This window comes from Brucella anthropi, assembly GCF_046630315.1.
Taxonomy (GTDB): domain Bacteria; phylum Pseudomonadota; class Alphaproteobacteria; order Rhizobiales; family Rhizobiaceae; genus Brucella; species Brucella anthropi_A.
On record NZ_LQBD01000016.1, the window covers coordinates 52,828 to 79,702 of the forward strand.

Sequence of the window (26,875 nt, forward strand, 5' to 3'; positions counted from 1 at the left end):
ATATGAGGTAGGCCATGTTGACCGACACCGCCGACAAAGCAAGAGCCGCCGACAATCCTGCGCCGAAGATCGATCTGGTGGAGGAGGACGGTGCGCGGCGCATTCGCCTGAGCGGTCGCTGGGTGTCGCAAAGCGTCAATCTTGTTGATGACAAGATGCGCGGTCTCGAGAAAACTGACGAACACAAAGCAACGATCATCGATATTTCAGGCGTATCCAGTCTTGATACGGCCGGCGCCTGGCTGATCGAACGGATGCGGCAGAGGCTCATAGCAAGGAGTGCGGATGCGCAGCTTGAAGGCGTGCAACAATCCTGGCTTCCCCTGATGCAGGAAGTGGGGCAGGCCGTTGAACGGACTCTTGATACACCGCGTCAGAAAAAGCCTTTCTTTTTCATTTCGTTCCTGGCGGCGCTTGGCGGCGGCGTCATCTCCATGGGTAACGATTTCAAGATGGCCATGCATATTCTGGGCGCGACCATTCGCGGAGCCCAGTTGAAGTATGGGCGCGGCAGCGGAATTCCGGTTCCGGCAATCGTCACGCAGATGGACCGGATGGGTGTTGGAGCGATTCCCATCATCATTCTGATGTCGACAATCGTTGGCGCGATCATTGCCCAGCAAGGCGCATTTCAGCTGCGCTATTTCGGCGCGGAAATCTTCGTGGTCGATCTGGTGGGCATTCTGGTCCTGCGCGAACTCGGGGTGCTTCTGACCGCCATCATGATCGCAGGCCGTTCCGGCAGTGCGATCACGGCTGAAATCGGCTCCATGAAAATGCGCGAAGAGACCGATGCCCTCACCGTTATCGGCCTCAATCCGGTGGGTGTTCTGGTGTTTCCCCGGCTTGTTGCGCTTGTCGTGGTCCTGCCATTGCTCACGATCATCGCGGATCTTTCCGCCTTGATCGGGGCAGCCGGTGTCGCCTGGTTCTATTCCAATATTTCGCCAGAGGCCTTTCTCAGCCGCCTGCATGATGCGGTTGCGCTGAATACCTATTTCGCGGGTCTTATCAAGGCACCGTTCATGGCCATGATTATCGGCGTTCTCGCATCGGTGGAAGGCATGAAGGTTGGGGGAAGCGCAGAATCACTGGGGCGCCGCGTCACTGCTTCCGTTGTGAAGGCGATCTTTGTCGTAATCGTCGTGGATGGGCTGTTCGCCATGTTCTATGCGGCAATCAATTTTTAGTATCCGCTTATGTTCTTTGTTTTTTATGGGCTCTTTGGGACACAGTCGCGCAAAAAATTGAACCCGCAATTGTGTTCGGCGGTTCAGTCGGAAGCCAAGCTCGGTTAAAGAAAGATTATGGAGAACGGCATCGACTATCAGTCGCAACCGCAGGACAAGGTTACCCAAACGGCTGTGCCGATGATCTCGGTGCGCGACGTGACGGTTTCGTTTGGGCGCCAGACTGTGCTCGATAAACTGTCGCTTGATATTTACCAGGGCGAAGTTCTGGGCTTTATCGGCCCGTCCGGATCGGGCAAGTCCGTGCTGATGCGGACGATCCTGGGGCTGAACAAGAAGCAGGCCGGCGAGATCGAGATTCTTGGCCGCAACATCGACCAGCTGAACGAGCTGGAAAAAATGTCCATCGACATGCGTATGGGGGTTCTGTTCCAGCACGGCGCACTGTTTTCGGCCTTGAATGTGCTTGAGAATATTCAGGTTCCGATGCGGGAGTATCTCGATCTGTCGCCAAAGCTGATGGACGAGCTGGCGCGGTTGAAAATCGACCTGGTGGGTTTGAAACCGGATACGGCGGAAAAATTTCCCTCCGAGCTTTCCGGCGGGATGATCAAGCGCGCCGCCCTTGCGCGTGCGCTGGCGCTCGACCCTGACATTCTGTTTCTTGACGAGCCGACATCGGGTCTTGATCCGATCGGTGCGGCCGATTTTGATGATTTGATCGCCAACCTGCGCGATACGATGGGGTTGACCGTCTACATGGTCACTCATGATCTCGACAGCCTTTTTGCAATCTGCGACCGGATTGCCGTTCTCGGGAACAAGAAAATCCTGGTCAGCGGCACCATCGAAGACATGCTGAAAGTAGATGATCCGTGGGTTAAATCCTATTTTCGGGGCAAGCGCGCGCGCCAGATCGACCCCTCGGCGCCAACGAGACGGCGGCCCGGCAACCGCTTGCAGACTGGATAAACTATGGAAACCAAAGCCAATTACGTACTGGTGGGTGTCTTTACGCTGATCGTCAGCCTGTTGGCTTTCGGATTCGTGTACTGGATTGCCCGTTACGGTGAAGCGCGGGATTCCCTGCCTCTCGACGTTCGTATTCCCGGCTCCGTGACCGGGCTTACGGTTGGCAGCCAGGTTCTGTTCAATGGCATCAAGGTCGGCGACGTGCGCCGGCTTCACCTTGATGAAACCAATCCCGAGATGGTTATTGTACAGACACGTGTGAATGCGACAACGCCGATCACCCGCTCGACGACCGCAACGCTCGGTTTTCAGGGATTGACGGGACAGGCCTATATCGAACTGAAGGGCGGTCGTCTCGATGAACCCAATCTCCTGACCGAGGCTGCGAAGGAAGATACGGTTGCGCGTATTGATGCAGACCCATCCGCCGTCAACAATCTCCTTGCCACGGCGCAGGACATCGCCGCGCGCGCAAATTCGGTGCTCGGGCAGTTGGAAGGCTTTGTGAAGGATGCGCGCGGACCGCTCACGGATACGATCAACAATACGAAGATATTCACTGATGCTCTGGCAAAGAACGCCAACATCATTCAGGAACTTGGTGAGAATACGGGGAACATCAACCAGATCGTTACCGACGCCAAGGACATGATGGCCCGGCTGAATGCAGCCTCTGTGCGCGTTGACGCCATTCTGGCGAAGACGGACAAGCTTTTGTCGAGCGACGACAAGGATGGTGTTGTCGCACAGGCAAAGGCAACGCTGGAATCCATTCGCCAGACATCCGACAATCTTGACAGGCGGATGGGGCCGATTGCCAATAATCTCGAACGTTTTTCCGGTCAGGGCTTGCGTGAAGTGCAAGGCGTGGTTCTGGAGAGCCGTCGCGCCATACAGCGTATAGAACAAGCCGTTACCGAACTTGAGCGCAATCCACAGCGGCTTATCTTCGGCGGTCCTGGCAGCGTGCCTCGGTATGATGGGAGGAATCGTCATTGATTTCCAAAGCCGGCTCTTTTGACATGAAATCACGTCGCACCCTTCGCCGCATGACTTCGGCCTCCATTCTGCTCAGCATGATACTTGCGGGCTGCGGCACGGCAACGCCGCTCGACACATTCAATCTGTCAGCGCCGCAGCCTGGAATATCCGCGCCAAGCCGCAAGAACATGCAGTTGCTGGTTCCCGCACCGACGGCGCTCAAGGCGCTCGACAGCGAGAATATCGTTGTCAGTTCGGCCCCCGGCTCCATTGAATATCTCAAAGGTGCGCAGTGGGGCGACAGGCTGACGAATATCGTGCAGTCGCGGCTGGTGCAGGCTTATGAAAATACCGGCGTGTTTGGCGGTATCGGCCGTCCGGGCGATGGGCTGGCGATCAATTATCAAGTCCTGACCGATTTGCGCGTGTTCGGCATTCAGGCTTACGCCTCGCCACAGCTTGCCGTGGTCGAAATGGCCGTTCGCCTGATGAACGACAAGACTGGCGAGGTGCGTGCGACACGCGTATTCCGCACTGAAATTCCGGTCAGCGGCACAACAAATGCCGCCTATGTGAAGGCGCTTAACGCTGCCTTCGAACGGACTGCCAACGAGATCGTGAGCTGGACGGTAACGACGCTCTGAGCGGAGGCGAAAGGTAACGGTTGAGAAAGGTCGATGATCGTCATCGGCCTTTTTTTACAAGTAAAACCTGCCGATATAAATCCTTGCAACTGGACAAACGAAAACGCGGCCCGAAAGCCGCGTTTTCTTTGATCTCAGCTTTTTAGAGCATTTCCAGCAAAAGTGTGAAACGGTTTTGCGTAGGATAATGCGACAAAACAAATAGTTAGAGCGGTTCCGACGATTCCGTTAAAACAGGAACCGCTCTAGCGGAGGCGACCGCTTGCATGTGCAAGCATGGTGTAAACCTTGCCGGTGTCCGACGTGAGATAAGTGCGTGTGACCATGTTGTCCCGGTCATTGCGGGCCACATCTTCGAGCAGACGCTGGAAGTCGTCCATGTAGCGGTCAACCGCGCGGCGGAATTCACTATCCGTCTGATATTTGCGCTTGATATCGTCAAAGGTCTGCTGGCCCTTCAGCGTATAGAGACGGCGGGTAAAGACGTTCCGCTCACCCCGACGATAACGGTCCCACAGTTCCACGGATGCTTCGTGGTCGATCGCACGCGCAATATCGACTGAAAGCGAGTTCAGGGATTCCACAACATGGCTCGGCGAGCGGGGTGTGGCGGTCGGCTGTGCCTTGGGCTGCACGGCTTCTTCTTCCTCGCGGGAAGCGCGGGCAAGAAGATCGGACACCCATCCACGCGGCTTTTCGGCCTGGGTAGCGGCTTGTGCGGGCTGCGTCTTCGGTGCCTCATAGGCGCGCTGACGCACCGCAACATCTGCCGCCGGTGCCTGAACAGGTGCCGGGCGCACCGCAGCTACAGGCGCCGGGCGCGAAACCGGACGATCTGCACGGCTTTCACCGACATCGACCAGGCGGCCTGATTTGTTGACGATTTCCGCCAGTTCCTTGAGCGCATTGATCTGTTCGCTCACGGCCTTGCGCATTGCGGTCGTCGTTTCCTTGGCTTCGGCTGGCATGTCGAGAACGCCGCGCTTCAGTTCGCCGCGAGTCGTGTTGAGTTCGTTGCGAATTTCGCTTGCCGTGCGGCGGATATCGTCGGTTGCGGCAGAGAACTTCTGTGCAGCCTGCTCCACGATTTCCGAAACGCTTTCGCGCATCTTTTCGGCAGACGACCGCGTCTGACCCTCGGCGCGTTGGAATGCGGACGTCACCAGTTCCTCGAAGGACTGCATCAGCCTTTCCACGCCTTCCGACTTCTCGACCAGACCGGATGCCAGCTTGTCGAGCGCCTGATGGCGATCTTCAAGCGTGCTGACGAGGCCGTTCTGAGCCGTATTGATCATGTCGGAAGCCGAGGCGAGAACCTTTCCATGTTCTTCGAAACGGTCGGCAATGTCTGCAATCTGCGACAGGGTGCTATCGGAAAGCGAGCGCAGCGTGCCGATATTGCTGTCGATCAGGCCGGTCGAAGCCTGGAACATCTGCGCTGCGCGATTGGTGTTCTCAACGAAGCTGGACGTGGTGTCGACGAGGCGACCGTCTATATCGGTGAGATTGCGCGTCGCGGCATCGATCAGCTTGCCAAGTTCACCGTTCGATGCGGCAAGGCGGTCGATCAGTTCGCTGACATTGTCGGCAAGGCCGGTCTTTGCCTGCTGAACGGCGGCAATGGTTTCCGCCGTGCGGCTTGCAAGCGCATTGACCAGAGCGGCATTTTCCGAACGAAGCCGGTCGGTTGCGGCATGGGTCGCTTCTTCAAGCTGCTGCGCCAGTCCGCGACCGCTATCGGCCAGCCGCTGCACGAGTGGTTCTGCCGTATCGTTGAGGATCTTGGTGATTTCCTGCGAACGGGCAGCGAGGACAGCATTGAGTTCGCGGGTGCGTTCTTCCAACGTAACCGCGGTCGTGTCGGTGACTTGCGCGATACGTGCCTCGACGGAACCCAGTTCCATCGTGATGCGCGAGCCGATGTCGCCCAGACGCGTTGCAATCGCATCGGCACGTTCCGCAAGGCGCGCCTCGGTACCGGCGAGATTGTCGGCGACGCTGGCCGAGAAGGTTTCGCTGTGGCCGGCAAGCGTTTCACTCGTCTTGGAAGCCGTATCCGCGATGCGGGATTCGATCGTGCTGAGTTCGCCGGTGAGGCGGCTTTCGATTGCCTCAAGGCCGCTTGCGATGGCGCTGGCGCGTTCGTTGAGGCGGGCTTCGGTGCCAGCCAGATTGTCGGCGACGCTGGCCGCAAAGGCTTCGCTGTGGCCGGCAAGTGTTTCGCTCGTTCTGCTCGCCGTGTTAGCAATACGGGCTTCGATCGAGCCCAGCTCGCCGGTGAGGCGGCTTTCGATCTCGCCGAGACGACCTGCAATCGCATCGGCGCGGTCGCCGAGCCGTGCTTCCGTGCCGGACAGATTATCGATCAGGCGGGCGCTGAATGCCTCGCCGAAACCGTCCAGAGCTTCGCCGGCCTTGGCGGCTTCAGCCGAAAGCGTGCTTGCGGCTTCCCCGATCTTCTCACGCAGCGTTCCGGCAACGATACCGGCACTTTGTTCGAGTGCGCGGCGGACATTGTCGACACCGATGGCAAGCGCTTTTTCCATCGTCTGCGTGCGTTCTTCGATAATGCCTGTCTGGCCTTCGAATGCGCGGCTGATGGTCGAGCTGCTGTCGGCAATCGCATTGTGCAGATTGGATGTGCGCTGTTCGAGAATATCGCTGTGATCTTGCAGCGTCTGACTAAGCGACGCGGTGCTCTCACTCAGGGTCGCGCGGATTTCCGCTGCGCGAGTTTCAATCGTGCGCTCGTGACCGTCCAGAATGCCGGAGAGGGCATTGTTGTGATCGTTCAAGACGGTGTGGAGGCCGCTTGTGCGCTCTTCAACCTGGCGGACATGTTCACCCAATGCGGCAACGAAAGCATCGCGACTGGCGCCAATGGATTCACTCATGCTGTTTGCGCGTTCATCGAGAATGCGCGCGAGCGTGTCCTGATTATCGGCAATGAGCGCTTGCAATGCGTTAACGCGCTCATCAAAGGTGCGTGCCAGAACTTCACGGTTTTCGTTGAAGTTATCGCGCATTGCGGCGGCACGCTCATCCATCAGTTGAGCAAGCATGGCCTGATTGCCGGCAATGACGCCGTGAAGCGCGGTCGCGCGCTCTTCCAGTGAATGGGCGTGATCCGCAAAGCTTGCATCGAGCTGTGCGGAGTGGCTTGCCATCGTCTGGCGCAGCGCGTTGGTCCGCTCTTCCAGAATGGCGGCATGGTTGCCAGCAACGGCGTTGAGCGCCGATGCGCTGGCATTGACGGCATTTTCAATATCGCTGGTGCGTGCAGCAAGCGTATCGGCATGGCCGCGAATGACGGCGGAAACGCGCTCCGTTTCGCCTTCCAGCGAGGCCGCCAGAACATCGCGGCTTTCGGCCAGCTTGCCTGCGAAGGCATCGGCCTTTTCGCCGAGAATATTGCCGACGCTTTCACCAATGGATGTGAGGTCTTCGCCGATCTTCGCCTTGGTCTCATCAATCATCGTGCTCAAAGAGCTGCGACCGCTGGAGAAGGTCTCCGCGATTTCGCGCGTACGAGCGATGAGGTTCTCGTTGATCTGGCGCGAGCGGGTTTCGAGAGCCGCATTGAGCTTTTCAGTGCTGCTGTCGAGGGCATGTGCGCGGGCCTCGAATTCGGACAGAAGCGACCGGCCACGCTCGGAAAGGGTGCTTTCCAGATTGGCAAGACGGGTATCGAATTCACTGACCATGGATTGCGTCGCATTGCCGAGCAGATTGGCCATGCCGGTTGTGCGTTCGTCGAGAGCTTCCGTCAGGCGATCCGATACGGTGCGCGACTGTTTGTCGAGCGTCGCGATCCGCGTATCGAGCAGATTTGCGAAAGCTTCGCCCGAAGTGGTGATGCGCGAACCGATGTCGCCCGTGCGGGTCTCGATGGCTTCGGCAATAGCGCCGCCGCTTTCATTGATGCTGCCGATCAGGCGTTCACCCGATTCGTTGAGCAGGGTGCTCAATTGCTGCGAAGCCGACAGAACATTGTCGCGGATGATGTTGGAAGCGCTCGAAAGCTCTTCCTTCAGCTGTTCATGGGCACCGGAGATGGACGAGCGCACACGCTCTGCATGGCTGACCACAGCTTCGCGCTCATTGCCCAGATCACTGACGAGCGAGCGAATGCGAACTTCGTTGTCACTATAGGCGCGCTCAAGCTGGTTGACTTCCGATTGAACAAGCGTTTCCAGCTCGACGGCGCGCGCCAGGGTGCGTTCGATGCCTTCGTTCATGGCGGCGACTTCGCGGCGCACGGCCTGGCCAAGCGTCGAAACACGGTCACCGGATACGGCTTCCGGCTGCAGCAGCCGCATGGCGGCTTCAGACATGCTGCGCGCGGCCATATGCATTTCCTGCGCCCGCTTTACCAGCTGTGCAAAGCCCCAGAACATGGCGACCGGCAGTGCAACACCTGCCACGACGCCGAGACCGGCAGGCGAGGTGAAGAAGTCCTTGGTGGCTTGCAGGCTTGAGAAGACATCAGGATTGATGGCTTTGCTCAACGCCACACCGCCTGCGGCCCAAAGCACGCTGATTGCGGTCGTGGTCCAGAAAAGCCTGGACGAATTATCCGTTACCCGGCGTGGAGCGGCGATAATCGCCTTTTCGCTGCGGGAATCGTCATTTGCTGGCGTGAAGGCAGGCGATGCAACATTGGCGGCGGTTGCAACAGATGGCGCGGAAACGGGCTTGCCGACAGGCTCCGGCGCCGGCGTTGCCGCTTTCGATGTGTTGGCAGGCTTGTGCTGGACGCTCGCAACGGTCTGCGAAACAGGTCCGGCAGCCTTCACAACGGGGGGGACCGGCGGCGCCGCAGGCGTTGCAATCACCGAAGCAGTCGTGATCGTGGCCACTTTCGCAGCGGTTTCCACGGGGGAAACGGCAACCGGTTCAGCGGTCTTGGTCTTCTGCTCAGCGACCAGTTCTTCAGCCGCGCGTGAAATCTGCTCTTCCAGATCATCGACGGAGAAGCCATCATCGAAAGCACTCAAGTCCATATCGATATCAAGGTCATCGCCGAAATCGATATCGAGCGCCTGTTCCAGTGCCTTTTCAACCTCAAGGTCGAGCTTCTGTGCCTTGGATTTGGAAGCCATTGTTTGCCTACCTCGTACTCATTACTGCGACGGCCGGTCCGTGAAAGAGCCGTTACAAAACTTTCTCCGCCATTTTGCATCGTATCGGGTCGCGCCTGTTAAGGAAATAGGCGTCTTTTGCCGATACCTAAAACTTTAAATACAAGGTTAACGGAAACCCTTTCAAATCATAAAAATTCGACATTTCCGGGCTTCTGGCATCTGCCAGCAAGTTGTGGAAATCGATTTGGATCGTTTCCCTTATCCGACAAAGCTGCGCGCATTTATTAACGAAAATACCCGCCCGGCGTGCTTCGCTGTCGCCTTGTCATTTTATGATTGCATTGACGAAGGTGCGGGATTCTATCCGTGTTCCTCATTCTCCCCCGATCTTCCATCATATGATGCACTTTTAACGCAGGACAAGGAAGGGGTTTCGATTTATCGGGGCAAGCTGTCGGATTTATCAGGCAAGGCTATTGCCTGAAATGCACGGCATATTGGCGCAGTCGGGGCCATGGGTGCGGTCATGGTTGAAACTGTTTGCAGAACGCCGTATCTGCCATTTCGAGTTTATTTGCGTTTTCCGCCGAAGCGGTGACGAATGCTGAAGATAAAGATCGCGCGAGACTTGCGCGCTTCAAGGACTAAAAATGACGAAGATCGTATTTCTATCAGCCGATGGCGCGACCCGGACCGAAGTTGAAGCCGATAATGGGTCCAGCGTGATGGAAGCCGCCATTCGCAACGGCATTCCCGGTATCGACGCGGAATGCGGCGGTGCCTGCGCCTGTGCGACCTGCCACGTCTATGTGGACGAGGACTGGACCGACACTGTCGGCGGACCCGACGCTATGGAGGAGGACATGCTGGATTTTGCCTATGAAGTTCGCCCGACCTCACGGCTTTCCTGTCAGATTCGCGTATCTGACGATCTTGACGGTCTTGTCGTGCAGGTGCCGGAGCGCCAGAACTAGAGCCTTTCCTGTTTTGATCGAGGCATTGGAAATGCTCTGTCTGTTTTTCCCGCATGTCTTTATCCCGAAGCCGGTTCCCGCTTTCGGGAGACATGCTAAAAAGAGATGATAATGCGATGGGGGAGAAACGGCAGAGCGATATTGTGATTATCGGCTGCGAGCCCGTCGCGCTCTTTTCGGTTTTTCAGCTTGGCCTTTTTGGTTTCAGGTGCCATCTCATCGATGCCCGTGACCGACCGGGCGGGCAATGCACGGTGCTCTATGCCGACAAGCCGATTTATGATGTGCCCGGATTCCCCGAAATCCTGGGTGAAGAACTGATTGAACGGCTCCTCACGCAGATCAAGCCATATAGTCCCGTTTTCCATTTCAACCAGATCGCGGAAAGTGTTTCCGTTGGTGCCGAAGGCGTTGCGGTTCGCACCCGCGATGGCAATCGGCTGGAGGCCGGAGCCGCGGTGATCGTATCGGGTCTCGGTGCGTTCACAGGGGATGGCCAAGTGATGCGTCCTGATCCGCTGGCCGGGCTTTCACTATTGAAGACCGGAAATATGCTTGCCGTGAACCCCGAGACCTTCAGAACCTCAAGTCCGAAGGTCTATGCTATCGGGGATGCCTGTCACTATCCGGGAAAACTGAAGCTGATCCTGTCGGGCTTTCACGAAGCGGCATTGATGACACAGGCCATACGGCGCGAATTGGGATAGTTCCGCTATTGCTGCCTGGAAGCCTGCTGGGCGCGCTCCATGCGATAGGTCAGCAAACGCGCGAAACGGTTTTCGAAATTGATCGTTTCGACCCGGTCAAACCGTTGCTGTTCCTTGTCGTGCGCTTCCATAAGCCGTGCAGTCACCTTGTCTATGTCGGCACGCAATGCCGCACAATCCGGGCGGGTGCGCAGGCCGCGAATTTCCCGCTCCATCTCGCTTGCAAAACTGCGCGCGATGACAATATGGCTTTCTTCGTGGCGGCGAATATCCTGCAACAGCGTATCCCAGATCAGCGCCAGTTCGGGTGTGGCCTTGCGGCGCTGTTTCCAGCGGGGCAGGGAAACCTTTGCGTGGACATTGACATAGACATCCTGCACCTTGCAGGCTTTTCCGGGCGCGCGACCGTAACGCACCTTTGCGTCGAAACGGATTTCCGCGGCGCCTGGATGATGCTGGCCGGTTTTCTTGAGAAAGGGGCCATTGCGGGAAAGAGCCTTGTCAAGGTCGGCTGCCGTCTTGCCGTTCACATTATAATAGTTGAATTCGCGGAAGATCGCTGCTGCTTCGGCCTGTGGGGCCATGATGGCAAGAACTGCGCCGAGAGCCAGAACCTTCTTTCTCAAATTCATGTCCTGGCACCTCTTTCTAAAACCAGTAAGAAATTCGCTTTTTGCTGCCGCGAGCATGGCATGCAATCGTCAAGAGAACTATAACGCCTCTCACAAAATGACTTCAGGCGGGGTTGGTTGCATCCTCGCCACAATGAAACAACGCATCGGAAATCACGCGGGGAAATGGCACAGGAACATTTCGCTATGACGAAAGAATGGCGCCTTGCTCACGGACGAAGCCTTCAATTGGGGGGTAAGTCCGTAATCATGGGCATATTGAACGTCACGCCGGACTCATTTTCCGATGGCGGTCATCATAATGAGCTGGAAAAGGCCGTTGAAGTGGCTGGCCGGATGCTCGCCGACGGAGCGACGATCATCGATGTGGGCGGAGAATCAACCCGCCCCGGCGCCGATGCAGTCGATCCCGAAACGGAAATCGCCCGCGTCGTTCCGGTCATCGCGGCATTGGCCGAGGCATATGGTTGCATCATCTCGATCGACACTTACCGCGCATCGACGGCACAAGCCGCTGTCAATGCCGGGGCTCACATCGTCAATGACGTCTGGGGCCTGCAACGCGAACCGGAAATCGCCGATGTCGCCAGAAACAGCGGTGCCGGATTGGTCATCATGCATACGAGCAGGGACCGGCCGGTTCTCGCCGATATCATCGAAGATCAGCTCTCGTTCCTGAATGTTTCCCTGGATATAGCGAGAAAGTCCGGCATAGACCCGTCCCATATCGTGCTCGATCCCGGTTTCGGTTTCGGCAAGAACAAGGATGAGGATGTTGCGTTGCTGGCCAGAGCCGATGAATTGCAGAAATTCGGATTTCCGTTGCTGGTCGGAACGTCGCGCAAACGTTTTATCGGCGGCATGACGGGCAGGGACAATCCGCTCGACCGCGACATAGGAACGGCGGCAACGTCGGTCGCACTGCGTTTGGCCGGTGCCGACATCTTCCGTGTTCACAATGTCGCTTTTAATAGAGATGCACTTGCCGTTGCAGATGATATCCTGCAATCCAGACGCAGTGAAAACAGAAAGTGAAGCCGTGTATACGATCCGAATGATGAATTGCGCATTTTTCGCGCACCACGGCGTTTTCGATGAAGAGCACAAGCTTGGACAGCGCTTTTACGTCGATGCCGTTCTGGATGTCGATCCGGGAAATGCGCTGGAAAATGACGATATCGATGGAACCGTACATTACGGTATCGCTTTCGCCGTCATTCAGGACATTATCACCGGCCGTCAGCGCTATCTGATCGAGACGCTGGCTCTTGATGTCGCCAAAGCACTGACTGCCCGGTTTCCGCAGGTAAGGCGCGCGGAAATTACCGTTCGCAAGCCGAACGCACCGGTTCCGGGTGTGTTGGATCATGTTGAAGTGACCGTGGTTTATCCGCAGTGACTTCAGGCAGGCAGTATCGCGCCTGGCTGGGGCTTGGCGGAAATATTGACGATCCCGTCGCTTCGATGGGCAAGGCCCTGCGTATCCTGAACGAACGGACGGATACAAACGTGGTCGCGGTTTCGCCGGTCTATCGCACGCCGCCATGGGGAAAGACGGATCAGGCGTGGTTTCACAATGCCTGTGCAGAAATCGAAACTGCGTTGCAGCCATTGGAGTTGATAACAACCTGTCTCGACGTCGAGCGGTCTCTGAAGCGCGTCCGCCTTGAGCGGTGGGGACCACGCATCATCGATATCGACATATTGGCAATGCAGGACGAGGCCGGACAGGCCATGAACATGGCGGGTCCTGCTCTGGAGCTTCCGCATCCACGCATGCACGAACGGGCTTTTGTTCTGGTGCCCTTGAACGATATCGCGCCGTCTCTCGAAATTGCAGGCAGGACGGTGGCGGGCTGGACCGCCGAAATCGAACGATCCGGAATAGAAAAAGCCCGCACGGATGCGGGCTGGTGGCGGGCGTAAAACTCGCGTCAATTCTTGGCGATGCTGCCGACGGCGATATTATCGACGCGCTTGAGGCTCATGCCGATGACGGGAACCAGTTCCTTGTCGACACGAACGGAAACCGTGACGTTCATCGTGTTGGGATCGGAGACACGCGCCAGCATCGCGCCATTGAGCTGCTTGCGGTTGAGGCCGAAGACAACCTTGTTGCCGCTGACCGAGCCGGATGTCACATCAAGGCCCTTGCCGGCTGCGCCGTCATTGAACTTGCCCGAATAGGCGGAGCCCACACGCGTCACGGTGGCTTTCATCGGTTGTGAAAAAACGCCGACACGGCATGTGCCGTCAAGCGTCATGCCAACTTCTTCATCCGGTGTCGAACCAGCGAGATTGCAGACGAATTTCGTGCCCTTGTACTTTCCGGCGACGATTTCACCCGGTCCGGACCATTGGCCTTCGATCGTTTGAAAAAACTGCTTGTCCTTGTCGGCGGCCAGAACCGGCGCGGCAGAAAATGACACGGGCAGCAGCGTCAGGCAGGCGGCGATGCAATTTCTCATATTCAGCTCTGTCCCGGATTCACGGCCTTGATCGGACGTCATTCCTAATCGTTGTTTTTCAGCATGTCACGACCAAAAGCTGGTCGCGCCTCGCAAACTGTCGGAAATTCCGACACTGCCATGGCCGGTCGATGGAAAAAGGCACGATTGAGGGGAGTGTGCCGATGCTCCGATCGCTCGATTCTGGCGCAGATTTCTATCTGCTTATAATCGTCGCGAATGGTTAATGCTTCGGAAACAATCGCTATTTTCCAGAATGCTTCTTGTCGGTCCGTTCTGCGCTGAAGCGCGCGAGATCGCCGATAAAGTCGCCGATGCCGGGGCGTTTTTCCGCATTGAACGGAAACGGACGCACCACATCCATGGCCGCAATTCCGATACGCGCGGTCATGAGACCGTTGACGACGCCTTCGCCCAGCTTGGCCGAAAGCCGGGAGGCAAGGCCATGGCCGACAAGCTGCTGGATGACGCTGTCCCCCATGGCCAGGGTTCCCGTCACGGCCAGATGGGCGATGACACGGCGGGCAAGTTTCATGAAGCCCAGCGTACCGGGGCGTCCACCATAGAGTTGTGAAAGCCGGCGGATCAGCCGCGCCGATTCAAAAATGACATAGCCGATGTCGACCAATGCGCGCGGGCTGATTGCGGTGACGATTGAAACGCGTTTTGAGGCATTCAGAATGAGTGCGCGCGCTTCACGGTCGAGGGGGCGGAGGATTTCGGTTTCGGCAAGCCGGATCAGGTCGCGCCCGTCAATGATATCGTCAGTCAGGCAGTCCAGAAGCTGCCGCCCGCGCGCAGTCTCGGGCAGGCTCGTTGCAATTGCGCGCAGCGCGTCGACCGCTTTTCTGGCAGCGGCCATATCGTCGCGTTCTGCCGCGTCGGCGGCATCCTTGCGAAGATGCTGCACGGAAGCGAGACGACGGAGCGCGACCAGTTCGCGAATGACGATGGCAATAAAGGCGGCAAGCGCGATTATGGCGACCCCCAATGCCGTCCAGCCCAGCCAGTCCGCACGGGAAAACAGTGCCCGGATAAGGTCTTCGGTCCAGATGCCGACGGCAAATGAAACAAGGATGCCAAGTGCACCGAAAAGAATTTTACTGAGCGACCAGCCCTTGCGTTCCGGTGCTTCAAATGAAGGATCGAGGATTTCCAGTTCCGCCGCCTCGTCTTCGCTCAAGGCAAAAACATCGGGTTGTGCGACAACGGCGTCAAGGTCACGCACCGCACGCGGGCGGCGGGGCGCTGCGTCCTCGGTTTCAGGATGGGCGGTGGGCTGGTTTACCGTAAATGATGCTGGTTTGCGCGGCGACTTCTCTGTCATGCGAGACGATCCCCAATCAGAAATTGCAGGGCGCGATCCAGCCTTATATGAGGCAGGGAAAGCGTGATACCTTCGGCGGTACGCTCCAGCCGGGGCGGGCGAAAACGCACGAAACGGATGGTCGGCTCGTTTTCCGCAAAGGACTGCTCAAAGATTGCATTGGGATTTTTGGGTAAATCTCCGGGAAATATGGCGGTTTCGGTTTCGCCATCGAATAGCTGGCCGTCGATCTTTTCGCCTTTCAAAGGTGTGCCGACGATGACGGGCAGGGTTTCCCGACCCTGTGTCACGGTCGCCTCGCGGGTGGCGCGGACTGCGGCCATGGCCAGAACATCAATATCCGCGCCGGAAAAATCGGCGCGCTCGATAGCCCGTTCCACGAGGCGCCGCACGATCGCTTGCAGACGGTCGTGGCTTTCATGGTGCAGATGATCGGCTTTGGTGGCAGCGACGAGAATGCGCCCGATCCGGCGCTGGATCAGGCCGGTCAGCAGGTTCGAACGGCCCGGACGGAAGCAGGACAGGATATCGGTGAGGGCGCGTTCCAGATCGGCAACGACCGCGCCGCCCGCATTCATCGCCTGCATGGCATCTATAAGCACGATCTGCCGGTCAAGCCGCGCAATATGTTCCCGAAAGAAAGGCTTGATGACATAGGTTTTATAGGCCTCATAGCGCCGTTCCATCATGGCGCCCAGGGAGCCGGGCTTCAGATCGTCGGGTTTCAGGTCGGGAAGTGGAGCAAATGTCAGGGCAGGTGAGCCTTCGAGATCGCCCGGCATCAGGAAGCGCCCCGGCGGCAGGGTGGATAAGGCGCGTTCATCCGCCTTGCCCGCCCGCAAATAAGCGGTGAAACATCTGGCCAGATGCTGCGCGGTCAGTTCGTCAGCCTTTTCGGAAGGGGTAACACGAGCAGCCTCGGCGATCCATGCCTGCGCCAGATCCTTGTGTGTCGGTTCATGGGCCAGGGCAAAGGAATCCGCACTGAATTCGGCATAGGATTTGCCAAGCAAGGGCAGGTCGAGCAGCCATTCGCCGGGATAGTCGACAATATCGACCGAGAGCTTGCCGGGCGATAGCCATCGTCCCCAGGCAGAGGCGGATTCATATTCGATTGTCAGACGCAATTGAGAAATAGCACGGGTGGAATCCGGCCAGATACGCTCGTCGATCAGAGCCGACAGATGCTCTTCATACTGAAAGCGCGGAACCGCATCGTCCGGCTGCGGTTCGAGCAGGGCGCGTGAAATGCGGCCGGATTTATAGGCTTCAAACATCGGAAGCCTGCCGCCATGCAGCATATTGTGAACGAGGGCTGTGATGAAGACCGTCTTGCCTGCGCGAGACAGTCCAGTCACGCCGAGCCGCAACGATGGAGACAAAAGCCCGGTCGCACGATCTGCCAGCGTATCGAGTGCGATCTTCGCTTCGTCGCCAATACTTGTCAGCCTAGCCAATTATCCCTCGCCGCATCCAGTGGTCTGTCAGCGCTATAGATAGGGTCGCGTCTGTCGTCTTGGCAAGGAATGTCGCTGCACTTACGGAAAATCTACCGGGGCAGCACGAAACGTTCGAGATAACCGGCGCCGGGCTCAAGCGCGTCCAACAAATCCGGAAACGTGATATTCGCCAGTGCGGCGGTTGGAAAACCTGCACGAAGTTTCAGAAGGCCGTCCTTGTTGCCATCGCCGCATAAGGCTAGCGCCAGATCCTCGATGCTGGGATTGTGCCCGACGAGCATGAGCGTCGGCACGTCGCCATGTCTGCGTATCGCTTGCATATAGTCGGCCGCACCGCCGCCATAGATCGTATCGTCAATAATAGTCTCGACCCCGATACCAAGACGTTCAACTATGCCATAGGCAGTTTGCCTGGTTCGACATGAACCGGACAGTACAACCAGATCAGGATAAAGGTCGATTGACTTCATTGCCCTTGCAAGCCGGTCGAGCGAAGCCTTTCCTTCCTGATCCAGAGGGCGGTCGAAATCCTTCATTCCGGGTTTTGCCCACATGGCCTTGGCATGTCTCAGGAGAAGCAAACGACTCATCTGTAACGTTCCAAATTGCATATTCCCGGCGATTCTTGCCATATTTCGAGCGCAAATGCGCGCCGCCCACGCTTATAATCGCGATTTTTTGATCCCTGTGAGCACTATTCACAGCTGAAATCTGCCTAATTGTTAGGCTGGTTATGCGCGCTGGGGTTGATATCCGGCTCGCTCGAAACCTCTGGGCTGTTTAGATGTAATTGTTTGAAGTCATTCTGAAAGTCTAAAGGGTGATTTTTCGCATCCGAACTGGATTTGCTTAATTTTAATGCAAAATCATACAAAATTGATGCACTAAAAAGTAGTGAAGTACGCTTGTTTGATGTTGTGTCCTTGTTGCGTTGGAACTATATAACCGCTCGCGTCTCCTAGATGTGGGGTAATTCAGAATGAGTGAATTGATTGACCTTGACTATAGGCCCACTGAAGACGAGCCGTTCATGAATGAGCGGCAGAAGTCTTACTTCCGCGCGAAACTGATCGCGTGGAAGAATGATATTCTGCGAGAAGCGCGCGAAACGCTTGAAGCGCTACAGCAGGAAAACGCCAACCATCCCGACCTGGCGGACAGGGCATCCTCCGAAACGGATCGGGCAATCGAGCTACGGGCTCGCGACAGACAGCGCAAATTGATATCCAAAATCGACGCAGCACTGAGCCGCATCGACGAGGGAACATACGGCTTCTGCGAGGAAACGGGAGAACCTATCAGCTTGAAGCGGCTTGATGCGCGTCCGATCGCTACGCTATCCATCGAAGCGCAGGAGCGCCACGAGCGTCGTGAGAAGGTCTATCGCGACGATTAGAGCCTGAACGCTTTGATTTATAGCATCTTCGGTCGCGCCTTTCAAAGATCGGTCTGGTTTTTGGGGGCCACGCGACAAGCATCGAGACGGTTTGAAAAATTTGCAGGCTGCGGTTTCCGCAGCCTGTTTTCTTATTGAGGGACAAGGTTTGGCGGAAATGTCAGTTCCTGCGAACTTCCTCTCTGGTCAGTTCACCGAGAAGCTTTTCCATTTCGTCCTCGATATCATCCTTGGCCTTATCTTGGGCAGTGTCTTGGGCCTTATCTTCGGCCGCGTCATCGGTTGCGGAAATATCAAGCGAGCTGAGAAGTTCATTCTCGAAGAATTCGGTATCGAATGAGACTGCTTCCGCAACGGCATGGCTGGCTGTGCTTTCCGAATTGACGTCCGCACTGATTGCATCGTGCAGGGCATCACCGAGATCGGGAAGCTCATCATTCGCGGTTTCTGCCGCGGCAGCTTCGGATTTTGCCGGCTGGGGCCCGGTATCCGTCATTTCAGGTTCCACGCGCTTCAATTCCGACGGCGTGCTGAATGCAGGGGCGGCAGTCGTGGAGACTGTTGGGGCCGTTACATCCAGCGTTAGGGATTTGTCGCCGGCTGCCGTTTCGCGTTCCGGCACGATGCTGCCGAGATTTGCCGAAGCGACCGTGGCTGCTGTCGCTGCGACACTGGCTGCGGTAGCGGCTGAAGTCGAGCTTAGAACGCCGCGGGAAACCTGGCTCAACGGGTAGGCCGGATGCGCGCGGGTTGATTGCGGCCCGGTCGGTGCGGGACGGGGCGGCAATACGGTGCGGGGCTGCGGCGGATAGTTCGGCGCCGGGCGTGGTTGTGGGCGCGGCTGGACCGGCTGGCTGGATCTTGGCTCCGCAAGTGGCCGTGGTGGGACAGGTGCGGTCGGAGTTTGCGGCGCAACACGCGCAGGCGCGGCAGCTTGCTGCACAGGCTGTTCCCGTGCGGGCTCGGGCTTGCGATAGACAGGCGTTTCGATCGCGGAGGTGAGCTGGATCGTTTCGTCCTTCTCGTCTGCCTGCGGCGTCTGCAAGGGAAGGGCAGGGCGCTCCGCCTTTTCGTTGGTCAGCGTTGCCTCATGCTGTTTGAAACGCTCGATATGTTCGGGCTCGATGCGTGAAGCCTGCATGCGCGCATGCGCGCGCGTTTCCATCACGATATTCTGTTCCACCACAACATCGGTCGGCCCGCCGATAAGCAGAAGGTGTTCCACATCGTCACGGCGAATGAGAACGAGCTTGCGCTTGCCGTCGACGGCAGCCGCATCCATCACCGAAAGGCGGGGCTGGCGGGTGCGGGTGCTGGAGACGAAAGTACCTCCGCTGAAACGACGAATGATACTGAGAACAACGAAAATTCCGCCAAGAATGATCGCAAATATAAGGATGAAGCCAACAATATTAGCCGCGCTTTCTCCAACGATGCCGCTGAGCCATTCCTTCATGCGGATACCCTCTTATACAATAAACAAAAACCTGCGATGCATGGAGACTGCGCTTCCCCCGACACTCCGCATCGTCACATGGTTGGTACAGTAGTTGAATTTGTCAGCCTTGGGAATGTTTGTTCGAAATGCGGGAAATATATGATCCCCAGGCAAAACAGTGCAAAAAAGTCCAATTCGCACCGTTTCAGGACACCAATGCTTGTACTGCTCGCCGATTAAAGCATTCTGCGAATCGGATATACCCTGACATATTGGCCGCGCGTCTGCGCGTGATGGCTGAAATGCGCAGAAAAACGCGTTCGGGAAAATCGGATATGCGGATGATTGAAATGACGTCCTGGCTGAGTGGAAAGACAAACGGCATCCCGATGCCCGCTGATATTCGGCCACGCAACATGAAAGGGCAGATGGCTTGATGTCGCGACAGACGGACAACGCTTATCCAAAACCCCTCGTAATGCCCAGGCGCAACCGCAGCGGGGCCCTTCGGCTGCTGATCGTCGGCCTTCTGCTGACCATTGCCGCGATCGCCTATTTCGTGTTTCGCGACCAGCTTGGCGATGGATTTGCCCTCGTTCTCATGGGCATTCTGTCGATGGTCGGCGTGTTTTATCTCTTCGGGGCGGCAACCGGTCTCATTCAATTCAGCCAGAAGAACGGCGAGCAGGATCTGGCCCATTCCTTCATGGATTCACAGCCCGAAGGAACGGTGATTTCGGACGCGCGCGGCCAGATCGTCTACGCCAACCAGGCCTATGCCGTGATGACCGGCGTTGCGCATGCGGAAGGCGTCCGCTCGCTCGATAATGTTTTGACGGCGGAACCGGCGGCATCCGATGCCATCTACCGCCTGACGAATGCCGTTCGCGACGGTCTGTCGGCACAGGAAGAAGTGCGTCTTTCCGGCGGTCTTTCCCGCGAGGGGCATGGTTCGCTGGCGCCGGTCTGGTATCGCATCAAGGCGCGCCCCATCGAGGCGGGGCAGGACTTCAAAAGCCCGCTCGTGGCGTGGCAGATTGCGGATATTTCCGACGAGCGTGCGGAGCAGGAGCGTTTCTTTCAGGAATTGCAGGAAGCCATCAATCATCTCGATCATGCGCCTGCGGGCTTTTTCTCGGCTGATCCTGCGGGGCGCATCATCTATCTCAACGCCACGCTTGCCGAATGGCTGGGCGTCGATCTGACCCAGTTCACGCCAGGATCGCTGACGCTCAACGATATCGTGGCGGGCAGTGGAATGGCACTCATCAAGGCGGTGAAAGCCGAACCCGGCACAAGCCGCAACACGGTCATCGATCTCGACCTCATCAAGCGCAACGGACAGAGCCTCGCCGTTCGCTTTTATCACCGGGTTCAGGCCGCACGCGATGGAACGCGCGGTACGAGCCGCACCATCGTTCTGGATCGCGCGGAGGGTGAAGATTCGTCAATGGCGCTGCGCTCCGCCGAGGTGCGCTTCACGCGGTTCTTCAATTCGGCTCCGATGGCCATCGCGGCAGTTGATGCGGGCGGGCATATTTTGCGCACCAATGCGCGCTTCCTCGATATTTTTGCTCCCGTTGTCGACCGTGATGCGATCGATGGCAATGCGAAACTTGAAATCGTCGTGCATGAACGCGACCGCGAGACTTTCAACCGGGCGCTGGCTGCCGCCTTTGCAGGACAGGCCAGCATTTCCCCCGTCGATACGGTGCTGCCGGGCAATGAGGAGCGGCATATCCGCTTTTATATGAGCCCCGTTACCGACCTGGGTGGCGAGCGCGCCGAAGAGGCCGCGATCATCTCCGCCGTCGAGACGACCGAGCAGAAAGCCCTCGAAAACCAGATGGCGCAAAGCCAGAAGATGCAGGCCGTCGGCCAGCTCGCAGGCGGTATCGCACATGACTTCAACAATGTCCTGACGGCCATCATCATGTCGTCGGACCTGCTATTGACCAATCATCGTGCATCCGATCCGTCTTTCCCGGACATCATGAACATCAAGCAGAATGCCAACCGCGCGGCCTCGCTTGTGCGTCAGTTGCTGGCATTCTCGCGCCGTCAGACGCTGCGTCCGGAAGTCCTCGACCTGACCGATGTTCTGGCCGATCTGCGCATGCTTCTCGCGCGTCTGGTGGGCAAGGATATCGAGCTCAAGATCGATCATGGGCGCGATCTGTGGCCCGTCAAGGCCGATCTCGGGCAGTTCGAGCAGGTTGCCGTCAATCTGGCGGTCAATGCGCGCGATGCCATGCCGGAAGGCGGCGAAATCACATTGCGCACCCGCAATGTGCCGATGCCGGAAGCCGCAAAGCTTCATTATCGCGACTTGCCGGAAGCAGATTATGTGGTGTTCGAAGTCGAAGATACCGGCACGGGCATCCCCGCAGATGTGCTTGAGAAGATTTTCGAACCGTTCTTCACGACGAAGGAAGTGGGCAAGGGCACGGGGCTCGGCCTGTCGATGGTCTACGGCATCATCAAGCAGACGGGCGGCTTCATCTATTGTGATTCCGAAGTCGGAAAAGGCACGACCTTCAAGATTTTCCTGCCGCGCCTCATCGAGGAAAAGCGTGCTGACGATGCGCCTGTCGTCGTGAAGGAAAAGAAGGTCGAGAAAGCAACCGATCTTTCCGGTTCGGCGACCGTGCTTCTGGTGGAAGACGAGGATGCGGTCCGCATGGGCGGCGTGCGCGCGCTTCAGTCGCGCGGCTACACGGTTCACGAAGCGGCTTCCGGCGTTGAAGCCCTTGAGATCATGGCCGAACTTGGCGGTGAGGTGGATATCGTCGTGTCGGACGTGGTCATGCCGGAAATGGATGGCCCGACGCTTCTGCGCGAACTGCGCAAGACGCATCCTGACATCAAATTCATCTTCGTGTCCGGTTATGCGGAGGATGCCTTTGCGCGCAATCTTCCAGCCGATGCCAAATTTGGATTCCTGCCGAAGCCGTTTTCGCTCAAGCAGTTGGCCACCACAGTCAAGGAAATGCTGGAGAAGCAGGATTAATGCTTCGGCGAGGCTTCGATCGTGATGCCTGAGGGCAATATCGCAATCTTCGGCGGCGGCCCGTCCGGTCTGATGGCCGCCGAAAGACTGTCGGCGCGCGGCTATCGTGTGACGGTGTATGAGCAGATGCCGACGGTCGGCCGCAAGTTTCTGCTTGCCGGAAAATCCGGCCTGAATATTACCCATTCGGAAGATTTTGCGGCTTTCGCGAACCGTTTCGGGAAAAGCCGTGATCGTATATTGCCGGCGTTGACGGCATTCGGCCCAACCGAATTGCGGGCTTGGGCGGACAGGTTGGGCGCCGATACGTTCGTCGGTTCCTCCGGTCGTGTGTTCCCCAAAGCAATGAAGGCATCGCCGCTTCTGCGGGCCTGGGGCAAACGTCTTGAAGAACAGGGCGTTCGGATTCGCAAGCGGCATCGCTGGCTCGGCTTTGAGGATAATGGCCTTCTGATCGAGACACGGGACGGTACTGAGGTGATTGCATGTGATGCCGCGCTCTTTGCCTTTGGCGGCGCAAGCTGGCCGAAGCTCGGTTCGAGTGGGCTCTGGATGGACGCGTTTCGGCGCAAATCAATCGACATTGCGCCGTTCCGTCCCGCCAATTGCGGTTTCGATGTTGCCTGGAGCGATTTCTTTGCTGAACGCTTCGCCGGTGAGCCGGTGAAGTCCGTTACCGCGACATCCGATGCAGGCACGATACAGGGCGAGTTCGTCATTACGTGCGGTGGAATTGAAGGAAGTCTCGTCTATACGCATTCCGCAGCACTGCGCGACAGGTTGGAGGAACAGGGTGGGGCGTCCCTGACGCTCGATCTGGTTCCGGGGCGAAGTCTCGAACGGCTGGAAAACGATATTGCCCGACAGGATGCAAAACTGAGTTTTGGCAATCTCTTGCGCAAGGGTGCTGGCCTGACAGGCGTGAAAGCGGCCCTGGTGACGGAGTTCACACGAGACAGAAGCCCGAAAGCGCTGGCCACGGCGATCAAGGCGCTTTCCATTCCACTGCTTCGTCCGCGCCCACTCGACGAAGCGATTTCATCGGCAGGCGGTATTCGCTGGCATGAGATCGATGAAAACTACATGCTTCCGAAGCTTCCCGGCATTTTCGTCGCCGGTGAAATGATCGATTGGGAAGCGCCGACGGGCGGTTATCTGCTGACGGCCTGCTTCGCAATGGGGTGCGCGGCGGCACACGGCATCGATGCATGGATCAAGGCAGGAAAAGCGCACCGCACCAAATGAAGGGCTACGGCCCGTCAACCTGAACCATCGGAGCAAACCGGGCGGTGGGCCGTCCTATAGTTGGCAAGCTCTCCCGGCCTGATATGATCCAGCGTAACATTGATTGGCGAGGCAGCATGAAGCGCATTTTGAAGTTTGTCGGTGGCCTTCTGCTTGCCATCGTGGTGGTTGCAATTTTCTGGCTGGCGGTTCGTCCGCCTGAACTGCTGCGCGTCGGCACCGGCTATGCCGCCAAGATCATCTGCTCGAATGTTTTCATTGCAGGCCGGGATGCGGATGTTGTCCTTGCGGACGATGTTCAGGCACCGGGCAATCCGCTGCTGCGATTGCTGAATGTTTCCGTCGACAGGAACAGCAACAGTGTGACAGTCCGGTTTTTCGGCTTTTTCGCGCCAAGTACCGCCACTTACCGGCAGGCGCTGGGATGCGCGAATATTCAGAAGGACGACTTGCGGCCTGAACTTCCGACAGGGCCGCAAATACCCGCAGAGCCGCTCCAGATCCGAACCGATCCGGCGGTACAGGCAGTGATCGAGGATCAGGCCTTGGCCGGTCCCGGTATGCGGGCAATCGCCGTCATCCGCGACGGACAACTGATCGCCGAGACTTATGGTCCGGGTTTTCATGCCGATACGCCGTTGCTGGGCTGGTCCATGACCAAGTCCGTGATGGCGACGCTGATCGGCATGCGTATTGCCGAAGGGCGCATGGCGATGGAAAGCACGGGCCTATTGCCGGAATGGAAAGGCGATGAACGGTCGAAAATCTCGCTTGCCGAACTGATGGCGATGGATAGCGGCCTGCGTTTCGATGAAGATTACGGCACGGTGACCGATGTTACGCGCATGCTTTATCTGGAACCGGATATGGCTGGTTTTGCCGCATCCTTGCCGTTGGAGGCGGCGCCGGGCACAAGGTTCAACTATTCGAGCGGAACGGCAAACATCCTGTCGGAACTTTTCATGGACAGTTTCAACAGCCGTGAAGAAGCGCTCATCTACCCGCGGCTTGCGCTTTTCGGCCCGCTCGGCATGAAAAGCGCCATTCTGGAGACGGATGCAACCGGCACCTTTGTCGGTTCATCCAATATGTACGCCACCGCCCGCGATTGGGCGCGGCTCGGTGCTTTTCTCGCAGATGGCGGCAAAATCTACGGAAAACCGGCCCTGCCTGCGGACTATATTTCACGCATGCGTCAACCAACACGAGCCTCGGGAGGCCGTTACGGTTCCGCGCAGGTCTGGTTGCAGATTGCCGGGGTGAAAGCCGGCGAGGACGGTATTCCGCAAGATGCCTTCTGGATGTCGGGGCATGACGGGCAAAGTGTCATGATCGTTCCATCGATGCATCTTGCGGTGGTTCGTCTTGGCCTTACACCGTCACGCACGCGCTACAACGTCCAGGCGCTGAACGCCAGGATTATCGAGGCTGTCCGACAGACGCATTGATGGTGAGTTTGCGAAGATCGTTGCCGCCCGGATTCTGGAAAGCGCTGAGGCCGAATTCCGGAAGGACCGCATAAAGATGATCGAAAATATCCGACTGGATCTGTTCGAACGACGCCCAGACGGTTGTGTTGGTGAAACAGTAGATTTCGAGCGGCAGGCCTTCGGGCGTGGGGTCCATCTGGCGCACCAGCAAGGTCATGCCCTTGTGTATGCCGGGATGATTGCGCAGATAATTGTCCACATAGGCGCGAAACGTACCGATATTGGTGAACTGGCGCCTGTTGACCGGATTATTGGCGCGGTCGCCGAGTTTCTGGTTCCATTCCGCGATCTCCCTGGCTTTTTTCGGCAGATAATCCGAAAGCCAATCCACTGTTCCAAGCCTGGCCCTGTCCTCATCCGATAGAAAACGAATGGTGTTCTGGTCGATATAAAGCGCGCGTTTGATGCGACGCCCGCCGGATTCCTGCATGCCGCGATAGTTCTTCATCGGCTCGGTGATGAGCTTGCGGATCGGAATGGTGGTGATCGTCTTGTCGAAATTCTGAACCTTGACCGTATAAAGCGCGATCTCCATGACGTCGCCATTGGCGTCGAGGTTTTTCATTTCGATCCAGTCGCCGACACGGACCATATTGGAGGAGGCGATCTGCATACTGGCGACCAGGGAAAGCAAAGTGTCCTGAAAGACCAGTATCAACACCGCAGCCATGGCGCCGACGCCCGAAAGCAGGATGACGGGCGATTTGTCCAGCAATGTCGCGATGATGAGGACTGTCGCTATAATATAAACGGCAAGCTTGGCGACCTGAATATAGCCCTTTATCGGACGAAAACGCGCCTCATGACGGCGGTGATAAAGCGTATCGATAAGCCCGAAAACCGCATTGACCGCCAAGGCCAGCGTCAGAATGATGAAGGCTATCGCCACATTTCGAATGACGACAATCGCGCCCTCGGGCAGGCCGGGCACAGCCGCGATCCCGGATGCAATGATCAAGGCCGGAACAATATTGGCAAGACGGCTGACAACACCGTGTTTCTTGAGCTCTTCGTCCTGGCCGAAAGAGGTTTTCTGCACAATGCGAGCGAGCAGTTTCAGCAGGATCGCCTTGATCAGAAAGTTTGCAATGAAAGCTGAAAGGAATAATCCCCCGAGCGCGGTAAGCGTTTCCGCCCAGGGATGGGCAATAAAGAATTCCGACAATAGACTTTCCTGAGATTAATCTGGTGAATGTTGAGTTCAGTTCGCAACGCATTTTGGCGTATGGACTGGAATTAAGGCACTCGACTATAGATTTCAACCACAAGCAAGGATCATTGATAGAATCCGTTCCGATCTGCTTGCGGCAAAATGCAGAAAAGCCCGCATAAAGCGGGCTTTTCTATTTTTAGGTGTTGTCGTCGGACTCAAAGTTCCGCATCGCCTATCTGCAAGCAATTGAATTCATTGATATATTTTTCCAACTCAATTTTTCGGACTCAAAGTTCCGTATCTGGCGGAACCAAAGTTCCGTTTTTTGTGAATACCTTATCGGTCGTTGAGTTCCTCATCACGGTTTTGATGCCGTTTGCGATACAGGTATATTGCGCCGACGATTATCTGAGTTATTATTTAATAATAGTATTGGATGAAATTTATGTTTGTTTCTCGTAAAGAACACAAAATTACACTGTTACGCGCCATTGAAATTTCAGTCGACTGTGGTGATGTTCGAGTGGCGCAGTCACTATTCGAGGCATGGGAAAAACATTTCGGATTTAATGGAAAGTGAATAGCCCCTAGATTTGTGGACGCTTTCTTCCCTATTTTTGAGGCAAGGAGGCCATGATGGGGTCTGGCAATTTCAGTGACGAGTTCAAGCGCGATGCTGTCGCGCAGATTACCGAGCGCGGCTA

The 26,875-nt window shown here is 57.0% G+C and carries 23 protein-coding genes and 1 pseudogene; 14 read left to right on the forward strand and 10 right to left on the reverse strand.

The window, feature by feature from the left end; translation table 11 throughout:
• Positions 1-14 precede the first annotated feature (14 nt).
• The 4 genes from AVM02_RS10865 (at position 15) to AVM02_RS10880 (ending at position 3,787) form a co-directional block, all read left to right on the forward strand.
• The gene (locus AVM02_RS10865) at positions 15-1,190 is read left to right on the forward strand and encodes an ABC transporter permease (protein WP_411506978.1); all 1,176 of its coding nucleotides are present in this window, start codon (positions 15-17) and stop codon (positions 1,188-1,190) included.
• 117 nt (positions 1,191-1,307) lie between these two features.
• Positions 1,308-2,162, forward strand: coding sequence for an ABC transporter ATP-binding protein (locus AVM02_RS10870; protein WP_411506979.1), 855 nt, complete (start codon positions 1,308-1,310; stop codon positions 2,160-2,162).
• 3 nt (positions 2,163-2,165) lie between these two features.
• On the forward strand, positions 2,166-3,161 hold the full coding sequence (locus AVM02_RS10875) for an MlaD family protein (RefSeq protein WP_411506980.1): 996 nt from the start codon (positions 2,166-2,168) through the stop codon (positions 3,159-3,161).
• A gap of 23 nt (positions 3,162-3,184) precedes the next feature.
• Positions 3,185-3,787 (forward strand): ABC-type transport auxiliary lipoprotein family protein, encoded by a 603-nt coding sequence (locus AVM02_RS10880; protein ID WP_411506981.1) that lies wholly within the window; start codon positions 3,185-3,187, stop codon positions 3,785-3,787.
• Positions 3,788-4,032: 245 nt separating this feature from the next.
• Here the strand turns inward: AVM02_RS10880 and AVM02_RS10885 are convergent, their stop codons facing one another.
• Together AVM02_RS10885 and AVM02_RS10890 are read right to left on the reverse strand one after the other, a co-directional pair.
• Complete coding sequence (locus AVM02_RS10885; protein ID WP_411507001.1) at positions 4,033-6,057, reverse strand: hypothetical protein; 2,025 nt, start codon at positions 6,055-6,057, stop codon at positions 4,033-4,035.
• Positions 6,040-8,969 (reverse strand): annotated as a pseudogene (locus tag AVM02_RS10890) (kinesin); the annotation flags it as partial. The gene AVM02_RS10885 and the pseudogene AVM02_RS10890, both read right to left, overlap by 18 nt.
• 146 nt (positions 8,970-9,115) lie before the next feature.
• On the opposite strand from AVM02_RS10890, the gene AVM02_RS10895 reads away from it, so the two are divergent.
• The 3 genes from AVM02_RS10895 to AVM02_RS10905 all read left to right on the forward strand — a co-directional run bounded on the left by AVM02_RS10895 (position 9,116) and on the right by AVM02_RS10905 (position 10,552).
• On the forward strand, positions 9,116-9,355 hold the full coding sequence (locus tag AVM02_RS10895) for a hypothetical protein (RefSeq protein ID WP_411506982.1): 240 nt from the start codon (positions 9,116-9,118) through the stop codon (positions 9,353-9,355).
• A gap of 166 nt (positions 9,356-9,521) precedes the next feature.
• Positions 9,522-9,845: a 2Fe-2S iron-sulfur cluster-binding protein gene (locus AVM02_RS10900; RefSeq protein WP_411506983.1), complete on the forward strand. Its 324-nt coding sequence runs from the start codon at positions 9,522-9,524 to the stop codon at positions 9,843-9,845.
• Positions 9,846-9,961: 116 nt separating this feature from the next.
• A complete protein-coding gene (locus AVM02_RS10905; protein ID WP_411507002.1) occupies positions 9,962-10,552 on the forward strand; it encodes an NAD(P)/FAD-dependent oxidoreductase in 591 nt (196 codons plus the stop codon).
• A 5-nt stretch (positions 10,553-10,557) separates the two neighbouring features.
• On the opposite strand, the gene AVM02_RS10910 is transcribed toward AVM02_RS10905, so the two are convergent.
• Positions 10,558-11,184 carry a DUF922 domain-containing Zn-dependent protease gene (locus AVM02_RS10910; protein ID WP_411506984.1) on the reverse strand — a complete coding sequence of 209 codons (627 nt, stop codon included), beginning with the start codon at positions 11,182-11,184 and terminating at the stop codon, positions 10,558-10,560.
• Between the two features lie 186 nt (positions 11,185-11,370).
• Between AVM02_RS10910 and folP the strand changes: the two genes are divergently transcribed.
• The 3 genes from folP (at position 11,371) to folK (ending at position 13,110) form a co-directional block, all read left to right on the forward strand.
• Complete coding sequence (gene folP / locus AVM02_RS10915; RefSeq protein ID WP_411506985.1) at positions 11,371-12,219, forward strand: dihydropteroate synthase; 849 nt, start codon at positions 11,371-11,373, stop codon at positions 12,217-12,219.
• A 4-nt stretch (positions 12,220-12,223) separates the two neighbouring features.
• Positions 12,224-12,583, forward strand: coding sequence for a dihydroneopterin aldolase (gene folB, locus AVM02_RS10920; RefSeq protein ID WP_411506986.1), 360 nt, complete (start codon positions 12,224-12,226; stop codon positions 12,581-12,583).
• Between the two features lie 65 nt (positions 12,584-12,648).
• Entirely contained in the window at positions 12,649-13,110 is a 462-nt protein-coding gene (folK, locus tag AVM02_RS10925) for a 2-amino-4-hydroxy-6-hydroxymethyldihydropteridine diphosphokinase (protein WP_411507003.1), read from the forward strand.
• An 8-nt stretch (positions 13,111-13,118) separates the two neighbouring features.
• On the opposite strand, the gene AVM02_RS10930 is transcribed toward folK, so the two are convergent.
• The 4 genes from AVM02_RS10930 to AVM02_RS10945 all read right to left on the reverse strand — a co-directional run bounded on the left by AVM02_RS10930 (position 13,119) and on the right by AVM02_RS10945 (position 17,029).
• The gene (locus AVM02_RS10930) at positions 13,119-13,652 is read right to left on the reverse strand and encodes a hypothetical protein (protein WP_411506987.1); all 534 of its coding nucleotides are present in this window, start codon (positions 13,650-13,652) and stop codon (positions 13,119-13,121) included.
• A gap of 244 nt (positions 13,653-13,896) precedes the next feature.
• The gene (locus AVM02_RS10935) at positions 13,897-14,979 is read right to left on the reverse strand and encodes a YcjF family protein (RefSeq protein ID WP_411506988.1); all 1,083 of its coding nucleotides are present in this window, start codon (positions 14,977-14,979) and stop codon (positions 13,897-13,899) included.
• The gene (locus AVM02_RS10940; RefSeq protein ID WP_411506989.1) at positions 14,976-16,436 is read right to left on the reverse strand and encodes a YcjX family protein; all 1,461 of its coding nucleotides are present in this window, start codon (positions 16,434-16,436) and stop codon (positions 14,976-14,978) included. Before AVM02_RS10940 ends, AVM02_RS10935 begins: the two co-directional genes overlap by 4 nt.
• Before the next feature lie 92 nt (positions 16,437-16,528).
• A complete protein-coding gene (locus AVM02_RS10945; protein WP_411506990.1) occupies positions 16,529-17,029 on the reverse strand; it encodes a SixA phosphatase family protein in 501 nt (166 codons plus the stop codon).
• 389 nt (positions 17,030-17,418) lie between these two features.
• Between AVM02_RS10945 and dksA the strand changes: the two genes are divergently transcribed.
• Complete coding sequence (gene dksA / locus AVM02_RS10950; RefSeq protein WP_006466858.1) at positions 17,419-17,835, forward strand: RNA polymerase-binding protein DksA; 417 nt, start codon at positions 17,419-17,421, stop codon at positions 17,833-17,835.
• Between the two features lie 160 nt (positions 17,836-17,995).
• On the opposite strand, the gene AVM02_RS10955 is transcribed toward dksA, so the two are convergent.
• Entirely contained in the window at positions 17,996-19,291 is a 1,296-nt protein-coding gene (locus AVM02_RS10955; protein WP_411506991.1) for a hypothetical protein, read from the reverse strand.
• 418 nt (positions 19,292-19,709) lie between these two features.
• On the opposite strand from AVM02_RS10955, the gene cckA reads away from it, so the two are divergent.
• The 3 genes from cckA to AVM02_RS10970 all read left to right on the forward strand — a co-directional run bounded on the left by cckA (position 19,710) and on the right by AVM02_RS10970 (position 24,976).
• Complete coding sequence (gene cckA / locus AVM02_RS10960) at positions 19,710-22,283, forward strand: cell cycle histidine kinase CckA (RefSeq protein ID WP_411506992.1); 2,574 nt, start codon at positions 19,710-19,712, stop codon at positions 22,281-22,283.
• Positions 22,284-22,307: 24 nt separating this feature from the next.
• Entirely contained in the window at positions 22,308-23,528 is a 1,221-nt protein-coding gene (locus AVM02_RS10965; protein WP_411506993.1) for a TIGR03862 family flavoprotein, read from the forward strand.
• A gap of 116 nt (positions 23,529-23,644) precedes the next feature.
• Positions 23,645-24,976 (forward strand): serine hydrolase domain-containing protein, encoded by a 1,332-nt coding sequence (locus AVM02_RS10970; RefSeq protein WP_411506994.1) that lies wholly within the window; start codon positions 23,645-23,647, stop codon positions 24,974-24,976.
• Here the strand turns inward: AVM02_RS10970 and AVM02_RS10975 are convergent.
• Entirely contained in the window at positions 24,948-26,183 is a 1,236-nt protein-coding gene (locus tag AVM02_RS10975; RefSeq protein WP_411506995.1) for a mechanosensitive ion channel family protein, read from the reverse strand. The genes AVM02_RS10970 and AVM02_RS10975 overlap by 29 nt on opposite strands.
• A gap of 408 nt (positions 26,184-26,591) precedes the next feature.
• A partial coding sequence (locus tag AVM02_RS10980) for a hypothetical protein (RefSeq protein WP_411506996.1) occupies positions 26,592-26,875 on the reverse strand: 284 nt, incomplete at its 5' end.